This window comes from Marivirga arenosa (assembly GCF_030503875.2).
Classification (GTDB): domain Bacteria; phylum Bacteroidota; class Bacteroidia; order Cytophagales; family Cyclobacteriaceae; genus Marivirga; species Marivirga arenosa.
This window is the reverse complement of sequence record NZ_CP129968.2, coordinates 3,150,332-3,168,888: the sequence shown is the minus strand read 5'-3', so window position 1 is coordinate 3,168,888 and position 18,557 is coordinate 3,150,332. Positions and strand designations below refer to the sequence as shown.

Annotated in this window: 19 protein-coding genes; 15 read left to right on the top strand and 4 right to left on the bottom strand. The window is 32.2% G+C overall.

Features of this window, described 5'->3' with window-relative positions:
• Positions 1–17 precede the first annotated feature (17 nt).
• Positions 18–1,577 (top strand): OmpP1/FadL family transporter, encoded by a 1,560-nt coding sequence (locus tag QYS47_RS13610; protein WP_322346752.1) that lies wholly within the window; start codon positions 18–20, stop codon positions 1,575–1,577.
• A 32-nt stretch (positions 1,578–1,609) separates the two neighbouring features.
• Here the strand turns inward: QYS47_RS13610 and QYS47_RS13605 are convergent, their stop codons facing one another.
• From QYS47_RS13605 to QYS47_RS13595, 3 genes are read right to left on the bottom strand one after another with little or no spacing between them, the layout of a single operon-like run.
• Positions 1,610–2,107: a shikimate kinase gene (locus tag QYS47_RS13605; protein ID WP_322346751.1), complete on the bottom strand. Its 498-nt coding sequence runs from the start codon at positions 2,105–2,107 to the stop codon at positions 1,610–1,612.
• Positions 2,108–2,110: 3 nt separating this feature from the next.
• On the bottom strand, positions 2,111–3,202 hold the full coding sequence (locus tag QYS47_RS13600; protein ID WP_322346750.1) for a BT_3928 family protein: 1,092 nt from the start codon (positions 3,200–3,202) through the stop codon (positions 2,111–2,113).
• A gap of 1 nt (position 3,203) precedes the next feature.
• On the bottom strand, positions 3,204–3,746 hold the full coding sequence (locus tag QYS47_RS13595; protein WP_407660335.1) for a DUF1599 domain-containing protein: 543 nt from the start codon (positions 3,744–3,746) through the stop codon (positions 3,204–3,206).
• Positions 3,747–3,785: 39 nt separating this feature from the next.
• Between QYS47_RS13595 and folP the strand changes: the two genes are divergently transcribed.
• The 8 genes from folP to QYS47_RS13555 all read left to right on the top strand — a co-directional run bounded on the left by folP (position 3,786) and on the right by QYS47_RS13555 (position 9,859).
• Positions 3,786–4,643 (top strand): dihydropteroate synthase, encoded by an 858-nt coding sequence (gene folP / locus QYS47_RS13590; RefSeq protein ID WP_322346747.1) that lies wholly within the window; start codon positions 3,786–3,788, stop codon positions 4,641–4,643.
• Complete coding sequence (cdaA, locus tag QYS47_RS13585) at positions 4,640–5,494, top strand: diadenylate cyclase CdaA (RefSeq protein ID WP_322346745.1); 855 nt, start codon at positions 4,640–4,642, stop codon at positions 5,492–5,494. Before folP ends, cdaA begins: the two co-directional genes overlap by 4 nt.
• 216 nt (positions 5,495–5,710) lie before the next feature.
• Positions 5,711–6,484, top strand: a complete 774-nt coding sequence (locus QYS47_RS13580; protein ID WP_322346743.1) for an enoyl-CoA hydratase-related protein — start codon at positions 5,711–5,713, stop codon at positions 6,482–6,484.
• Between the two features lie 8 nt (positions 6,485–6,492).
• Positions 6,493–7,545, top strand: a complete 1,053-nt coding sequence (locus QYS47_RS13575) for an alanine--glyoxylate aminotransferase family protein (RefSeq protein WP_322346741.1) — start codon at positions 6,493–6,495, stop codon at positions 7,543–7,545.
• A 53-nt stretch (positions 7,546–7,598) separates the two neighbouring features.
• Entirely contained in the window at positions 7,599–8,162 is a 564-nt protein-coding gene (locus QYS47_RS13570) for a MarC family protein (RefSeq protein WP_302101507.1), read from the top strand.
• Positions 8,162–8,614: a ribonuclease HI gene (rnhA, locus tag QYS47_RS13565; RefSeq protein ID WP_322346738.1), complete on the top strand. Its 453-nt coding sequence runs from the start codon at positions 8,162–8,164 to the stop codon at positions 8,612–8,614. The genes QYS47_RS13570 and rnhA overlap by 1 nt, the downstream gene beginning before the upstream one ends.
• A 37-nt stretch (positions 8,615–8,651) precedes the next feature.
• The gene (locus tag QYS47_RS13560; RefSeq protein WP_322346736.1) at positions 8,652–9,131 is read left to right on the top strand and encodes a hypothetical protein; all 480 of its coding nucleotides are present in this window, start codon (positions 8,652–8,654) and stop codon (positions 9,129–9,131) included.
• 14 nt (positions 9,132–9,145) lie between these two features.
• Complete coding sequence (locus QYS47_RS13555; RefSeq protein WP_322346734.1) at positions 9,146–9,859, top strand: tRNA1(Val) (adenine(37)-N6)-methyltransferase; 714 nt, start codon at positions 9,146–9,148, stop codon at positions 9,857–9,859.
• On the opposite strand, the gene QYS47_RS13550 is transcribed toward QYS47_RS13555, so the two are convergent.
• On the bottom strand, positions 9,856–11,214 hold the full coding sequence (locus tag QYS47_RS13550) for a saccharopine dehydrogenase C-terminal domain-containing protein (protein ID WP_322346733.1): 1,359 nt from the start codon (positions 11,212–11,214) through the stop codon (positions 9,856–9,858). The two genes, QYS47_RS13555 and QYS47_RS13550, sit on opposite strands and share 4 nt — an antisense overlap.
• 282 nt (positions 11,215–11,496) lie before the next feature.
• Here QYS47_RS13550 and QYS47_RS13545 point away from each other — a divergent pair, with 282 nt between their 5' ends.
• From QYS47_RS13545 to QYS47_RS13520, 6 genes are all read left to right on the top strand, one after another.
• Entirely contained in the window at positions 11,497–12,327 is an 831-nt protein-coding gene (locus QYS47_RS13545) for a CheR family methyltransferase (protein ID WP_308356158.1), read from the top strand.
• A gap of 22 nt (positions 12,328–12,349) precedes the next feature.
• Entirely contained in the window at positions 12,350–12,943 is a 594-nt protein-coding gene (locus QYS47_RS13540) for a chemotaxis protein CheB (protein ID WP_308356160.1), read from the top strand.
• Between the two features lie 192 nt (positions 12,944–13,135).
• On the top strand, positions 13,136–13,960 hold the full coding sequence (locus QYS47_RS13535; RefSeq protein WP_308356161.1) for a GAF domain-containing protein: 825 nt from the start codon (positions 13,136–13,138) through the stop codon (positions 13,958–13,960).
• Between the two features lie 28 nt (positions 13,961–13,988).
• A complete protein-coding gene (locus tag QYS47_RS13530) occupies positions 13,989–17,438 on the top strand; it encodes a PAS domain S-box protein (protein WP_322346732.1) in 3,450 nt (1,149 codons plus the stop codon).
• A 94-nt stretch (positions 17,439–17,532) separates the two neighbouring features.
• Positions 17,533–18,075 carry a SiaB family protein kinase gene (locus QYS47_RS13525; protein WP_302101497.1) on the top strand — a complete coding sequence of 181 codons (543 nt, stop codon included), beginning with the start codon at positions 17,533–17,535 and terminating at the stop codon, positions 18,073–18,075.
• 47 nt (positions 18,076–18,122) lie between these two features.
• Positions 18,123–18,485 carry a DUF1987 domain-containing protein gene (locus QYS47_RS13520; protein WP_302101496.1) on the top strand — a complete coding sequence of 121 codons (363 nt, stop codon included), beginning with the start codon at positions 18,123–18,125 and terminating at the stop codon, positions 18,483–18,485.
• Positions 18,486–18,557: the final 72 nt, after the last annotated feature.

Sequence of the window (18,557 nt, the reverse complement as noted above, 5' to 3'; positions counted from 1 at the left end):
TTTTTAAATTTAGTAAAATGAAAACGTCCGTTTATATATTTGCGGTTTTAGCGAGTGTAATGATGGCTTTTGATTCATCAGCTCAAGTGCCTTTATACACTGCTGACGCTGTTAGGTTCAGTCAGACCGATGGAGGAGGTTCAGCTCGCTTTGTTGGCTTAGGTGGAGCTAATGTTTCTTTAGGTGGTGACATCAGTAGTATTTCAGCTAACCCCGCTGGTTTAGGATTTTATAATCGATCTTCATGGGCTATTTCTCCTGTTTTAAGATTAGGACAATTCAACTCAACCTATGAAGGGAATAATAATTATAATGTGGGAGGGAATTTTCAAATTCCTAATATGGGGTTTGTTTTGCAAAACCGATTCGAGGAATATGCAGATTCGAAATGGATTTCTGGAGCTTTTGGATTAGCAATAAATCAAAAGCAAAGTTTCTATAATAACATTAATTATAATGGAACTGTAAGTCAAAATGAAAACGGAATTGCTTATGATTTTACTGAAAATGCCTTAACTCCTTTTTTAAGTGAAAATGGTTTCAGAGAATTTAATACCCGAAATGAAATTGATGATGTAGCTAATTCAAATGCTTATACCTATTTAGCTTATCAAACTTATTTATTACAGACTTTCAACACTGAGAACAATACATTTTTAATAGATCGATATGATTTTGATGGGGATACGGGTGGATATTTAACACAATCAGCAGATCAGAGAGAAAATATTGACACCTATAGTGGAATTACTACTTTGGATGTTTCCTACGGTGCAAACTATAATGACAAGATATATATTGGAGCAGCACTTAATGTGAATTTTCTTAATTATAGAATGGTACGGAGTTTTAGAGAGACCCCAGATAATTCATTTCTTAACTATATGGATTTAAATGAAGAAACTATGATTTCTGGTGCTGGAGCCGCTTTTACTTTAGGGGCTATTTATAAACCCATAAACATTTTAAATGTAGGCTTCTCCTATACTAGTCCAACTTTTATTTCCATGAACGAAACACAAGACATAGCTATGGAAACTTTCTTTTTCTTTAATCCTGAAACAGGTGAAGAGAATATTAGCTATGAAGAAGAAATAATTAATGAAGTCCCATCTTATAGCCTAAGATTACCACAAAAAGTGTCTGTTGGAGCTACTACTTTCATATCAAAATATGGGTTTATAACAGCAGATTTGGAATATGTTGATTATACTTCGGCAAGATATAGTAGTACAAATGGAGCATTTGATGGAGATGTCCCTGAGGTTGGAAATAATTTGAATAGTACTTTTAATTTAAAAGTTGGGGCAGAAGGAAGGCTTAATATTTTTCGGGCCAGAGTAGGTTACGCTTATTTTGATAATCCTTATAAAAATTTCAATCTTAATAGACAATCAATTTCTGCTGGAATTGGTATAATGAAAAAAGATGGATTTTTTATTGATGCAACATACCGATTGAGCAGTTTTGATAATCCTGATTTTGTTGCTTATTCTAGTAGTGATATGAGTAGTGACGTAATAAGATCGGAATCAGATATTTCAAGTTTCAGGCTAACTATAGGTAAAAGTTTATAATAAAAATAGGCCAGTGCTGAACTGGCCTTCTATTACTTTATTTTTTTTATTATGTTCTCATCCCACCTTTCAAGTATTATATTAGCTTGTTCGTAATATATAATTCTTTTAGTTTTTAAATCTTCTAATACTCTAAAAGCTTCTTGTTTAGACTTGCATTGATTGAACATTGGCCTCTCATTGGTTTCAGGTTTCCATACTCTTGAAGCAATATCCTCAATGGGTGGATTTAGGAAAATTGTTTTTCCTGCACTGGCCATAAGTTTTAAATTTTCATTGAAACAAGGAGTACCACCTCCGGTTGATAGTACTAATCCATGATAATTATCTATTAATTTATTAAGATAAAAGCTTTCTAAGTTTCTAAAATGGTCTTCACCCTCGGTTTTAAAAATATTTTTTATGCTCTCTCCTTCATTATTCTCAATTACCTCGTCTAAGTCAAAAAATGAATTTCTAGTTTCACGGGCCCAAATTTTTCCCCAGTGGCTTTTACCACTTCCTGGAAGCCCTAAAAGAAAATATCGCATTAATTATAAGTTTTCTCTGACATCAATTGGGTTAGGTACATCATTAAAATGCCATTTATCTAAAATAGTTCCATCTTTAACTAAAACTAAGCCAGGATTAGATCGAATAATAGTTTTTAAAACTGTAGCATCTGCATAATAGAAATTAGCTTTTAGCCCTCGCAATGCTTTAATTCTGAGTACATCCTCCGCTGAAGAAGAAGTTAATATGATGGGTTCAATACCTGGGCCTAATCTGGATAAAAGATCATTAACTTCTATTAAGCCACCAGTATTAGCATTGGCAATATCATATGCAATTATCCAAAGTTTCTGCCCATTCAAAAGGTATTGTGTTTTATCACCTGATTCATCCCAAGAAGCAAAATCAGTTATTTTAGGAGTAGAAGCTTCAGGATTTGTAATTTCATGTCCAACTAATTTATAGCCCTCTTCCTCAGACTTATACTCATAAGATTTTATTTCTTCCCCGTCCTTTTCAAAAGTATATTGAAATTTTGGATTTTCTTTCGCCTTCATAGCATCAGGAATATTAGTCCCAATTTTGTAAGCTCTAAAATCGATAATAGGAAGGTGCTTTACAGAATAGATACATAAAAGTAAGCTAATTGCGGTAACGCAGACTACTATTACATTTTTAGGGCCAAATGTACTTTCTTTAATTTTATTAATATTAAAGTATAAGAACCCTATTAGAACTAATAGAATTACATCTTTTGTGAATGATTGCCAGGGAGTTAAAGTAATGGCATCTCCAAAACATCCGCAATCTGTTACTTTATTAAAGTATGCCGTATAAAAGGTCAGAAAAGTGAAGAATACAATCATGATGCTTAGTAGATTCATCGTATATCTAACTCTCCACCTAATCATTAGGGCAATTCCTAATGTTACTTCTAACACATTTAAAACGATTCCTATAACTAAAGCATAAGGCTCAAAAATTGAAAAGAATGAAGCAATATCCCCAGCAAAAACCGCAAAATATTCTTCTAGCTTTATGGCTGTTCCTACAGGGTCTACAACCTTTACTAAACCACTAAATACGAATAAACCTCCAACTATATATCTAATAATATCTACAACTGTTCTCATATTATTTCTCTTCTTTTAATTTGATTAAACAGAATACAGCATAATTAATCATGTCTTGATAATTTGCTTTTACAGGCTCAGATATCAAAGTTTTACCTTTATTATCTTCAATTTGTTTCACTCTGTAAAGTTTCATTAAAATGATATCGGTGATAGAACTGATTCTCATATCACGCCAAGCCTCATCATAATCATGATTTTTATCAAGTAATAAAGCTAAGGATTCATCAGCCACTGCCTGATATTTTGGCATTAAATCTTCTGCAGAGATTTCAAGAGGAGCATTTTCATCAAGTGATTCTTGAATTATGGCAATAATTGAGTAATTAATAATGCCAATAAATTCATTTTTTATATCCTCTTCAATTTTTTGAGTGCCTTTTTCCTGTATGGATCTTATTCGCTGTGCTTTAATAAATAATTGATCGGTTATTGAGGGTAATCTTAAAATTCTCCAAGCTGTACCGTAATCTTTTGTCTTCTTTTCAAAAACATCTTTACACAGCGCAATAACTTCCTTATATTCGCTTTCGGTTTGGGTCATCAAATAGCGTTTTAATTTAAAATTCTACTTTAAAAATATTTGGAAGCGAAAGATAAAGCATTTTCTCATAAAAAAACACTTCTTGTAAAAGGTAACTTAATGGATTTATCAGATCCCAAAGTGATGGGGATTTTGAATACTACTCCCGATTCCTTTTATGATGGCGGAAAAAACTTAAAATTGGATCATGCGCTTCGCACAGTAGAGAAAATGCTTGATGATGGTTTAGATATTTTGGATGTAGGAGGATATTCGACTAGACCAAATGCGAAAGAAGTTGCTGTTGAGGAGGAAAAGCAAAGAGTTTTACCTTTAATTGAATCCGTAAACAAGAGATTCCCTGATTTAGTTATTTCAATAGATACTTTTAGATCTGAAGTAGCAAAAGAGGCCATTGAATCCGGAGCAGCTATAATAAATGATGTTTCTGGAGGTAATTTAGATGATCAAATGTTTCAAAGGGTGGCAGATTTGAATGTTCCCTACATATTGATGCACATGAGAGGAACACCTGCCACCATGCAGAAACTGAATCAATATGATCATCTTATAAAAGATGTAACCTTCGAATTAAGTCAGAAGCTAAATAAACTTAGAAAGTTAGCAGTAAATGATGTAATCATTGATCCTGGCTTTGGCTTTGCAAAAAGTCGAGAGCAGAATTATGAAATACTTGATAATTTAACCTATTTTGAAGTATTAAATTGTCCTATTTTAGTTGGAGTATCTCGAAAGTCAATGATTTATAAAACTTTAGAGACTAATGCTGAGAATGCTTTAAATGGGACTACGGCTTTAAATATGGTTGCATTAATGAATGGAGCTAGTATATTAAGAGTTCATGATGTGAAAGAGGCGAAAGAAACGATAAAATTATATAATCAACTGAAGAATTGATATTTGGATTTAACATAGGGTTTTTAGAAGTCAGTTTTGTCGATGTTTTGGATATCGCCTTAGTGAGTTTTCTTTTATTTCAGGTTTATAGCCTGATGAGAGGAAGTGTTGCGGTACGTATTTTTGTAGGCTTCCTATCACTATATTTAATCTATTTGGTTGTTCGTGCAGCAGAAATGGAACTGCTCTCTGCTATTTTAGGACAATTTATGGGGGTTGGGGTGATTGCAGCCATAATCCTTTTCCAGCAAGAAATTAGAAAATTCCTTTTACTCTTAGGGAAAACTACTTCTTTTAATTCCGAAAATGGATTCTTATCTAACTTACCTTGGAAGAAACGTAAAAAAGGAGATGAATTTAATATCACCCCTTTAATAGAAGCTTCAAAATCATTGGGGGGTACAAATACGGGTGCACTAATAGTATTATCAAAAGGATCGGAATTGAAGTTTTATGCAGAATCAGGTGATTCAATTGATGCTATTGTCTCAAAAAGATTATTGATTTCAATTTTTAATAAAACCAGTCCTTTGCACGATGGGGCTGTAATAATTCATAAAGGTAGAATAACTGCAGCAAGATGCGTTTTACCAGTGACAGAGAAAGATGTTCCTGCTCAATTTGGACTAAGACACAAAGCTGCAATTGGAATGTCGGAAGCTACTGATACCATTATTTTGATTGTTTCAGAAGAAACCGGACAATTATCCGTTGCCAGAAACGGTACAATATTCCATAATCTTTCTAACCAAGAAATACGATCTAAAATAAATGAGTACCTATCTGAAGACAATAAAGAAAAATCTAAAGATTCTAAAAATGAATCTTCACCTCAAGAGGTAGTTCAATAGATTTTTTAAAATCATTGTACCTGATAATCAAATAGTTGCATTTTATTTCAAATAAAATTCAAAAAAGTTTTCGGGCAGGGGTTACTTTTTTATTGCGAACAGTATATACTATTACAAACACAAATTTTATTCATACACCTGTTTAACACGAAAAGCCTTCTTTGAAAAAAGAAGGTTTTTCTTTTTTATACCCCACTGCTTTTTGATATTTACATTATGGAATTTATTAAAGTAAACAATCAATATAAAAAGCATATAGCGCTAATAAATCTTAATCGACCAAAAGAATTAAATGCATTAAATCTGCAATTGATGACAGAATTGAAAAATGCATTACAAACTTTAGATGAAGATGACAGCGTTAGAGTAATCATACTAACTGGAAACGAAAAGGCCTTTGCGGCAGGAGCAGATATCAAGCAAATGGCAGGAAAAACTGCGATTGATATGCTCAATGTCGATCAATTCAGTACCTGGGATCAAATTAAAAAAACAAAGAAACCTTTAATTGCGGCCGTTTCAGGTTTCGCATTAGGCGGTGGTTGTGAATTAGCCATGACTTGCGACATGATAGTAGCATCTGAAACCGCTAAATTTGGTCAGCCAGAGATCAAAATCGGAGTAATGCCTGGAGCTGGAGGTACTCAAAGACTTACTCGTGCTATAGGAAAAGCAAAAGCAATGGAGTTAGTTTTGACGGGTAACTTTATTAGTGCTGAGGAAGCTATGAGTTATGGTTTAGTGAATAAGGTTGTTCCTACGGAAATGTATTTAGAAGCAGCTTCAGATTTAGCTCAACAAATAGCTCAAATGTCCCCAGTTGCCGCAAAATTAGCAAAAGAATCAGTAAATAGAGCCTTTGAAACGCATTTAGATGAAGGCTTACATTTCGAACGTAAAAACTTTTATTTAACATTTGCTTCTGAAGATCAAACGGAAGGTATGAATGCATTTGTTGAAAAAAGAAAGCCTGATTTTAAAGGGAAATAAACCAAATAATGAGTTATAATTTTTATCCAGGACCTTCTAAAGTCTATCCTCAAATCGCAACATATTTTCAAGAGGCAATGGATTTGGGTATTCTGGAGAAAAATCATAGATCAGACTCATTCCATGAGCTTTTTGCGACAACTAAAACTTTATTAAAATCTAAATTAAACATTCCATTAGATTATGAGATTGTAATGGTTTCCTCAGCAACGGAATGCTGGGAAATCATTGCACAATCTTTTGTTAAAAAAGCCTCAATACATTATTACAATGGTGCTTTTGGGGAAAAGTGGTTTAATTATACATCCAAGATTCATTCTTCATCTGAAGGACAGGAATTTAACATATCGGAATTTGTTGAAATAAAAAATCCAACAGATTCTCCTGAATTAATTGCTTTAACGCATAACGAAACTTCCAATGGTTATGCAATTCCTGAAAATTATCAGAAATACATACGAGATCTTTTTCCAGATAGCCTAATAGCTTACGATGCAACGTCTTCTATGGCTGGTTATGATTTAAATTGGGATTTAGGAGATATTTGGTATGCCTCTGTTCAAAAATGTTTTGGCTTGCCCTCGGGAATGGCTATTATGATTGTGAGTCCAAAAGCAATAGGGGTAGCAAAAGAAATAGGTGATAATAAATTTTATAATTCATTTAATTTCGTTTTAAAAAATGCCCGCAAGAATGAAACGCATTATACCCCTAACATTAGTAACATTTTTCTTTTAAATAGATTGATGCAAAATGTTGAAAATATCAGAGCGATTTATAATAACTTGATTGAGCGTAAAGAGCTATTCTTCAATCAATTAACTGAGATAGATTATTTAGCTCCCATTATAACAAATCCTGAATTTCAATCTGATACTGTTTTTTGCCTTTCTTCAAATGAAAGGAAATTGAAAACTATAAAGCAAGTTGCTGATAAAAAAGGTTTTATCTTAGGGAATGGATATGGAGAATTAAAAGATACAACCCTAAGGATTGCGAATTTCCCTGCTATTCCAAATCAAGATTTTATTGAATTAATTAATTTCTTCCAGCAATTATAAATTTTTAGTAAGAAGCTAATTATTTATTGTACTTTTGCGCAAAATTTTTAAACATGCTGAATTTTAAAGAAATTATTTCAGTATCACTTATCCTATTTTCGGTAATTGATATTTTGGGTTCTGTGCCAATTGTTATGGATCTAAGGAAAAAACTAGGTCATATACAATCGGGTAAAGCTACAATTGTGGCTGGTATTATAATGATTGTATTTCTTTTTTTAGGGGAATCTATTCTTAAATTATTTGGATTAGATGTAGCGTCTTTCGCCATTGCTGGTGCGATTGTAATGTTTTTGATTGGTATGGAAATGGTGCTTGGTATAGTGCTATTTAAGCATGAAGACAGCTCTGCTTCAAGTGCCTCTATTATGCCAATAGCTTTTCCGCTTATAGCAGGAGCAGGAACGATGACTACATTAATATCTTTAAAGGCAGAATATCAAACTTTAAATATCATTATTGGAGTAGTCATTAATTTACTTTTAGTTTTTGTAGTTTTGAAAACTTGTGGATGGTTGGAAAGAAAAATTGGTCAAGCAGGCTTTAGTATTTTAAGAAAGGTGTTTGGTATAATCTTATTAGCTATTTCAATAAAACTATTTAAAAACTTTTTTTAATGATTGTAATATATACAGATGGTTCTGCTTTAGGAAATCCTGGTCCTGGTGGCTATGGTGTTGTGCTTCGTTTTGGAGATAAAGTAAAAGAGCTATCTGCTGGTTTTAGAAATACGACTAACAATAGGATGGAATTATTAGCTATTATTGTAGCTATTAAAAGTTTAAAAACTAAAAAATATCCTGTTCATATTTATAGTGACTCCAAATACGTTGTGGATTCCATTACAAAAGGATGGCTGACTAACTGGGTGAAAAAAGGCTTCAAAGGAAAGAAAAATGTGGACTTATGGAAGCAATATCTTGAAGTATGCCAAGGCTATGATTTGAAGTTTCACTGGGTGAAAGGACATGCTGGAAACCCTGATAATGAAAGGTGCGATCAACTAGCAGTGTTTAAAGCTGAAAATGGCCCACATGCAATTGATGAAGGATTTGAAAAAAATATATAAGCTTAACTTGATATAAGCTTTTTGATTTCAAGGTGATATGAATAAAATAGGTTTTTTAATAATCAGTATTTTTATTTTAAGTGTTTCTATTTCAAAAGCTCAAAATTATAAAACAGCTGTAGGAGTAAGAGGTGGATTTCCTACCGGATTAAATACTAAATATTTTTTTACTAAAAGGGATGCTGCAGAAGCAATAGTTTCAGCCTACAGAGGAGGTTTTGAAATTACTGCTTTGTATGAAAAACAATCAAATGCTTTTAATATACCATATTTAGAATGGTATTACGGAGGTGGTTTTCATGCAGGGTTTTTTAATGCTGATATTGCCCGCCCGGGCTATTATTTCGAAGGCAGAGGAAGGGGATTTACCATAGGTATTGATGGAGTTATTGGAATAGAATATGTATTTACAGAAATTCCTTGGGTATTAGGAATAGATTTAAAACCTACATATGATTTTACTCCCACTCCTGGTATTTGGTTTGGAGGCGGAATTTCATTTAGATTTTACTTCTAATTTAACTAACAGTTGTGTCTGAATTTATATTTAAAAAGTTTACTGTTAGGCAAAAAGACAGTGCAGCAAAAATAACCACAGACGCAACCGTTTTTGCAACACAATTAGAAATTCCTGATAAAGTAAATCGTGTATTAGAAATCGGGACTGGTACTGGTGTATTATCATTAATACTAGCTCAGAGATTTGAAAATATACATATTGATGCAATTGATATTAATGAAAAAGCTACCAATGAGGCTAGGTATAATTTTAATAATTCAGTTTGGCATGAAAGGCTAAATGCTGTAAATGTAGACTTTAAGCAATTTAATAATGATTCAAAATATGACTTGATATTTACCAATCCTCCTTTTTTCAATAACCACCTACAGTCCAAATCAAATCAAGCTAAAAATACGGCTTATCACACTGACCAATTATCTTTTCATGATTTAGCAAAAGGAATAGAATTGAATTTAGCTGATGGGGGAGAGCTTCATATTATGCTTCCGGAATTTGAAATGAAGCTTTTTGAAATGGAAATCAATAAATTAGGATTTAACTGTTTTAAAAGTGTTTGTTTAATGCATAAGCCTAATTCGAAGACAATTAGGTTATTTAAATCTTTTAAAAGAGAAGAGATTAGTACAAAAATTCAAAATGGGAAGATTTATATAAGGGATGAAAATAATAATTTCCACCCCTTTTATATATCACTAATGAAAGATTTCTTAACTATATTTTAGTCTTCAATCTCAATTATATTTTCATTGAATTGTACACCCATTGTATTCAATTCTTTTAAAATGGGTTCGTAAATTTCTTTCTTTGTAGGGATTTGAACACCTCTTAGATTGATGTTATGATTAAGAATGTTTTTGATAGCAATTCCCATTGGCCAACCAACAGTTTTCGACATAGCGGTTTCTAACTGATCATCTCCTTTTGAAACTATTGATGAGTCCAGTCTATATTTCTTGCCATCAAGTTCGTATTCAAACTGATGCTGCATAACAATCATGTCTTTGTCCTCAGGCTCTAAACTCATCTTTGCTTCCATAATAGCTTGCATCACTTGTGCTGGACTTCCTTCCGTAATGGGTACTTTCTTGTCTTCGAAAATGCCTAACCACTCAAGTTTTTTAAAGGTTTCAGAGTTCATTCCTAAACCTAAGTAATCACTTAGTTTTTCTTCTATAGGCTTAACTTTATCATAGGGTAAGAAAGCATTAAAGAAATCACGAATTGTCATCTCATCAAGGGCCTCCATTTTGTAAGTGTCATCTGTTACCCCTAATTGCACAAATACATCCCAGGCATCGCAGAATCCTGCTTTTCTGAATGTCCCTCTAATAAGAGTAGGGATTTCTTCAATACCATAGACTTTTCTATATTTAAGTGAGTTTCTATTCGGATAGCCTTCAAAATCTCCTAATCCATTTACTTCAATCTTTTCATATCGGCTAAATAATTTATGGTAGGGTATGTATTTATATTTTCCATTTCTTATAAACTGCGCTGTTCCTTGTCCTGCTAATACCACATTTCGAGGATTCCATGAGAATTTATAGTGCCATGGATTATTATCGCTTTCTGGCGCTACTAATCCTCCAGTATAGGATTTAAAAGAAGTTAATTTCGCGCCTTGCTCATGAATTTTGTCCATTGCTTCCATTGCAGTCATGTGATCGATACCTGGATCTAAACCACATTCCATCAGAATGAGAATGTTTTTACTTTTTGCAATGTCAGATAAATCTTCAATATCCTGACTATTATAAGAAGCCGTTACCATATGTTTTCCAGAATCAACACAAGCAGTAGCTACTTTTGGGTGAAATCTTGCAGGCAACATAGAAATAACTAAATCAGCTTTAGCGATTTCATCCTGAGTTTGTATTTCATTTAATATATCGAACTGAATAAATGAGGTATTCGGATGATTTCCGGCTTTTTCCTCAGCTAGTTTGATATCAAAATCTCCTATTTTGATATGCCAATTTTCTTTTTCAGCATTAGATTTTAAATAATTGATAAGTGAAGTTGCAGAGCGACCCGCTCCTAAAAGTAAGATGTTTTGCATAGTTTTTTTAGTTTCCACAACGACAAAGTTATTAATATGAAAAGCACAAAAAACTCAGATGAGTAAAAAATATTGAAATATGTTATTTCCATAACAATTTGTAAGAACAATGCTTAATTATTGCAGATATAATTAATTAATCTTAATATTAAATGACATTTTATTATTTTTAAACTAATCGAAGTATTGACTAGATTTTCAAAGAAATTAATATAAAATCATACATCTAGCATATTTTTTAAGATGATTTTTATTAATTGGGATGAGATATAGTTTTAAAGTAGAATTGATGTAATTCAAATGAATAGACAGGATATAGAAATATCGGATTTGAGGCGCATAACTGAGTTGGTGAAAGAACAGTACAGATATGATTTCACCAATTATGCCATGTCCTCATTTCGAAGAAGGATACTCAGAATTATGGAGCTCTATAAATTTGGGTCTGCAGATTTGTTAATCAAAAGACTAAAAGATGATAGATCCTTTTTCGATGAATTTATTGCAGAGATCACAGTAAATGTGACTGAGATGTTCCGAGATCCTCCATTTTGGAGAGAATTACGTGATAACGTAATTCCCAATATATTATTAAATCATAACACTATTAGTATATGGCACGCTGGCTGCTCCTCTGGTGAAGAAGTTTTTTCTATGGCCATTTTACTAAAGGAAATGGGTATTTTACATAAAGCAAAAATTATTGCAACCGATATTGATAAAGTAATACTGGAAAAAGCTAAAAAAGGTCATTACTCCATGAAAAATATGGAGCTAAATGAAAAAAACTATATCCGATTCGAAGGGAAGAATAATTTCAAAGATTATTTCAAGGAAGAAAACGGTAAAGCCGTAATGGATAAATCACTTATAGAAAATGTATCTTTTAGAGAACATGATTTAGTTCAAGGTGTGGTTTTCAACAAATTTGATTTAATTCTTTGTAGAAATGTGATGATTTACTTCAATCAAAACCTGCAAAATGAAGTATTAAAGAAACATCATGAAAGCTTATTTAAATATGGCTATTTGGTCATTGGCTCTAAAGAATCTTTAATATGGTGTGAAATTGCCAATAAGTTTATCGTAGTTAATAACGAAGAAAAAATTTATAAGAAAATTAAAGACTGAGGTCTGTACAAAAAAGTACTCAATGGCTCGATTTAATCTCGATAATAAATATAAGGCTATAGTAATCGGTGGATCTGCAGGTAGTTTTCAAGGGATAACTCAAATACTATCTTCAATTCCTGCTGATTTCAGCTTACCTATTATCCTATGTTTGCACAGACTAAAACATGTGCGAAATGGGTTTGTTGAGGCATTATCTATTAAAAGTATTAAGCCAGTTGTTGAGCCATATGATAAGGAAAACATTAAAAGAGGGAAGGTATATTTAGCACCGGCTAACTATCACTTATCCGTTGAGTTAGGAAACTCTTTTGCTTTATCGACCGAAGAAATGTTTAATAATTCAAGACCTGCAATTGATATTACTTTAGAGACTGCAGCCTATAATTATAGAGATAAATTAATCGGTATTTTGCTATCTGGAGCAAATAAAGACGGAGCTTTAGGAATGAAAAGAATAAAAGACCGAAAAGGTTTGACTATTATCCAAGACCCTGAAGAATGTATGATTGATACGATGCCAACAGCAGCAAAAAAGATTACAGAAATAGATTATGTTTTAAAAGTCCAAGAGATCGTTCAATTCCTTAAAGAATTGGACAAAATGTATAAATGATTTTTAATTTATTGCCTTAAAAGCAATACAATTATATATATTTGGTAATGTTTGTTTTTTAACAAACGTAATTTATTTAGAATTCAACAATTTGAAAAAGTTGATTGTAAGATGTAGTTACTTTCTGATGATAGTTTAATATTTAGATTTCAGAAAATAATGTTACATTTTCAATAACAGAGTTGTGATTATATGAAAGCATTATATAGAAATTTAGCGCTTATTACTTCTTTACTTTTTACCCTGAGCATCATAGGGTTAGCTTACTATCTGTTTATTTTTCCTGAAAGAATAGCAAATGTTACGCATTTAATCAGTTTAGATGAGGTATCAGAAATGAAGCCAATTCTGAATGAGTTGTATTTATTTGCTGGTGTTTCAGTTTTACTGGGATTTTTAGCTATTTTACTTCACTTATTCAATAAAAGCTCTGATAATGACAATAATGTAGTCTACATTGAGAAATTTAAAGAGAAGAAGGAAAACAAGAAGAATGAGCAATCACAAGATGATGATTCCAACATTGATGATGATTTAAAAGAAATCAATGCTACCCTCAAGAAGATTTCTGATGTTAAAGCCAAAGCCGAAAAGCTATTATCTCATTTAGCAGATGAATTGGAAGCGAGTCAAGCGGCCATTTATTTAGCAGATAAACTGGATGGTAAAAATGTAATCAAATTATTTGCTGCATATGCTTTCGTGTTACCTGAAAGTCAAACAGTATCATACGAATTTGGTGAAGGCCTTGCAGGTCAAGTAGCTAAAGAACAAAAATTAATTAATATTACAGATATTCCGAAAGGCTACATCAAGATATTATCTGGTTTGGGAGAATCTAATCCTGCTCATCTTATTTTATGTCCTATCATGAAGGATGATAAATTATTAGGTGTTGCTGAAATAGCTTCTTTCAAAGCTTTTAACAATACTCAAGAAGTTTTAGTGGAAAGATCTTTAGCATTGCTTGCAAATGATTTAGATAAAGCTAAACCAAAAGAAACAGAGGAAAAATAATTCATTTTTTAGTATCAAAGAATTCAATATGTTTAAAAACATAAAAATCGGGACTAAAATTACTGCAATTCTACTTTTTGTGGTATTAGTGAGTGTTATCACGGTTAGTTTTATTACCTATAACATGAATCGAGATTCAATCGAAAAATTGAATTTTGATAAATTAATGTCTCATACTAATCAGAAGGCTGATAAGATTGATAATATATTTGAAGGGATTCAAAATAATGCCAATCACATATCAGGTTTGATTTCAATTCAAAGCGGGGTTAGAAAATATCAGGAAGAAGACACAACCTTAAATGTTGATAGCCTTCAATCAGCAATATTATATGAAATAGAAACTGATATCAGATCATTTGTTGAAAATTACTCTATTGATGCAGTAATGATTACTGATTTAAGTGGTGATATTATTTTCAATTCTAATAACTCTATTGAACAACTTAATACAGGTTCAAACATTAAGGATTTAAATGAATCATTCTACAAACTAGCTATTAATTCAGCTACTTTTAATACTCCTGAAAAATTCGGTGATACAGAGTATGTTTTATATGGTATGCCATTAATTGATGATTATAATAGTCCTGCAGGATTATTAATAATGGCAAAGAAAATGGAATCCATTTATGAAATAGTGAATTCTAATCAAACCAATTTCAAATCATTTGAGAGCATCCTAACTGCTCAAGAAGATAACAAAGCGCTTTATTTATCTAAACTAAAGCATAAAAACGACAGTTTAGCTCCTTCATTTGTAATGCTAAAGGATAATAATTCTGTTGGAGTTCAAAAGGCGGCACTGGGTCAGAAAGGATATTCGAAAGATGTAAATTATATGGATGAGGATGTCCTTTCTGCTTGGACTTCAATCCCACAAGTGGGGTGGGGGATTTCATCCTTTATTACGCAGGAGGAGGTCAATAAGCAATTATCTGGCTTAATAAGCAAATTTGTATATACTGGAATTATCATTCTCATATTATCACTTATTATTTCAGTTATTTTCTCAAGAGTTTTATTAAACCCTATTTTATCATTAAAAGAAACTTTAAAACTATTAGGAAAAGGTATACTTCCGAATAATGTACCTAAAAATTCAGATGATGAAATTGGTGAAATGGCTACCATTTTAGATGGTTATGTTTCATCATTAAAGAATACTGCAAATTTTGCAAAGCAAATTGGAGAAGGTGATTTTAAAGCTGACTTCAAACCTATATCTGAGGAAGATACATTAGGTAATTCATTAATTAACATGCGTAACTCTATTCAGGAAGCTGAAATTAGAGATAAGGAACGTAACTGGATTGTTACCGGTGTTGCTGAAATTGGCGAAATCTTAAGAAGTAATGATGATTTAGAGCAGCTTGGTGACGAAATTTTGATGTATGTTACTAAGAAGATTGATGCCATTCAAGGTGCATTTTATGTGCTTAATGATGATGATTCAGATAATCATTTCCTTGAAATGAAATCAAGCTACGCTTACAATAAAAAGAAATATTTAAAGGCTCAATTCAAGTTTGCCGAAGGACTTGTAGGGCAATCAGCAATTGAACAAGATACATTATTAAGAACTGAAATTCCTTATGACTATATAAGTGTTACTTCAGGTTTATTAGGGGATAAAAGACCAAGCTGTATACTAATTGTACCATTAATTACAGATGAAAAAGTATATGGTGTTTTAGAATTTGCTGGATTCCATAGATTCGATTCTAGTCAAATAAAGTTTGTTGAAGAAATTAGTTTGATTATTGCTAGAACGGTATTCAACATAAAAGTAAATGAAAGAACGCGTAAATTATTGGCTGAGTCTCAAACCATGAGTCAGGAGCTTCAAGAACAACAAGAAGTTTTAAGACAAAACGCAGAAGAGATGGAAGCTACTCAAGAAGAGTTGAAGCGTACTAACCAAAGGTTAGAGGATCAGATCGAAGAGGTAAATAGAACTCAGAAACGTATGCAGTTGCTTCTTGAAAATGCTTCTGAGGTTATTACAATTTATGAAAAGGATGGTACGGTTCGATATATTTCTCCTTCAGTAGAGAAGATTTTAGGATACAAACAGGAAGATATTATCGATACCACGGAGCTTGATAAAGTTCATCCAGATTCTAAAGATGAAGTACATCAGCAATTCTTGCATTTGGTTGATAATCCTGATGAATCAATCACTATGCAGCATCAGTATTTAAACAGTGATAATGAATATGTATGGGTAGAGGTTACAGGAACTAACCAATTAGAAGATCCTGCCATCCAGGGTATTATATTCAATACCAGAGATATTACTGAAAGAAGAAGAGCTGAGCAAGAAGAGCGTATGAGAAGTAAAATGCAGGCGCTTTCTGAAAACTCAATAGATTTAATTACCAGGATTGATAATGAAGGTAAGTTCTTCTATGTGAACCCGATGATTGAACGTTATACAGGTAAAAGGCCTGATGAAGTAATTCAAAAGGGATTACATGAAGCTGATATTGAGCCGAAAATCGTTGAGGCTTGGGCTGATTTACTAAATAGAGTTAGAGAAGAAAACGAAAAAGTAACTGAAGAGGTAGATTTCCCTTCTGAAATGGGAGATAGGGTCATGCAGGTAAATGCTATTCCTGAATATGACGAAGAGAAAGTATTAGAGTCTGTATTAGTAGTTTCTCATGATATTACAGATCGTAAAGCCATTGAATTAGAAATTGCTTCTAAGAATAAAAAGATTACAGAATCTATCAATTATGCGAAGAGGATTCAAGGTGCAATCTTGCCTAACAATCAAGTGATTAGACAACAGCTACCTGATTCATTTATCCTGTATAAAGCTAAGGATGTGGTAAGTGGTGACTTCCCATGGTACATAGAGGTAGATGATGTAATTTACATAGCAGCTGTGGATTGTACAGGACACGGTGTGCCGGGTGCCTTAATATCATTAATTGGATACTTCTTGTTAAATGATATTGTTCGCTCTCAAAAAATCACTGATCCTGGTGTGATTTTAGATAAGTTAGATGCAGGAGTTACATCAACTTTAAGACAGGATAGAGATGATTCCACTACAAAAGATGGTATGGATATCGCATTCTGTAAAATAGATAAGAAGAAAAATCAAATTGAATACTCCGGAGCTCATAGGCCTTTATATTATTTACATGCTAATGGTGAGTTAGATGAAATTAAAGGTAATAAATTCCCAATTGGTGGTGGTATTTATCGTAACCAAACCAATTTTGATAATCATAAGATCAAGTATAAAACAGGGGATTCAATTTATTTCTGTTCAGATGGATTCCCAGATCAATTTGGTGGGCCACAAAATAGAAAATTTGGACCTAAGCGTTTGAGAAAGACTATAGTCGATAATCATGGTAAAAACATGGATGAAATGCATGTAATATTTGATGAAGCTTGGGAAAACTGGAAAGCTGATTATAAACAGACAGATGATGTGTTGTTAATCGGTATTAGATTTTAACTAGTAAAAGTTTAATTATTAATAAAATTATTTAATTTAAGGCTTGAAATAAATTTAGCTGTTATTTAAATCGGCTTTTTAACCTATTAACAACATGAAGTATATATACGACCTACATAAAACCATGCTGTCTAGAAACCTTATTTTGGTATATGAGGGTGAGTTCACCCAGGAAATTACCAAGTCAGTTTTGGCAATGGCAGAAAGAAACATGGATTCTATGGGTGAGGAGTCTAGCATTAAACGGAAAGTATTTAATGTAATGGTAGAGTGTTTACAAAATATTGTAAAACATTCTGATGATTTTAATCCACTTTCAGCAAAAAGAAATGCTGCAATTTTTATTATTGGTAAAGAAGACGATAGATATGTAGTGACTAGTGGTAATCCAGTTGATAAGGAAACAGCAGATTCTCTGAAAGAGAGAATTGATAGCATAAATAAACTAGATAAAGATGGATTAAAGGCTATGTATAAGGATATTATTAAATCAAATAGCTTATCCGATAAAGGTGGTGCTGGCTTAGGATTTGTTGATATGGCGCGTAAGTCTGGTCAAAAATTAGAATATGATTTTGAAGACATGGGAGAAGGATTTTATTTCTTTTCTTTAACCACTACGATTTTGAGATTTTAAAATCTAAATTTTAGTTTAACTTTAAATTATAAAACATAAAATTAAATATGGAAATCATTAACCTAGAAGGAACAGAAGATACCCCCAAAATATTATTAGATAAAGGAAATGGTATATTTGAAATTTCAGGACGCTCTTTACCTGAAGATTCAGCTGAGTTTTATCAACCAATACTAGATTGGATTTCTGCTTACGGAGAAGATCCTAATCCTGAAACTTTATTTACTTTTAAACTAGAATATTTTAATACGGCTTCTTCAAAATTAATTTTGGATGTGCTTTCATCTCTAGAGGATATTGATGGGGTTACTATTGATTGGTATTTCCATGAAGATGATGAAGATATGGAAGAAGCAGGAGAGGAATTTTCAGAATTGGTTGAAATTCCATTCGAATTTAAAACGTATTAATTCTAGATAAATTTATTTATCATTTATAGGCCATAGATAAGAATGGCCTATTGTTTTTTATCAATAATTAGT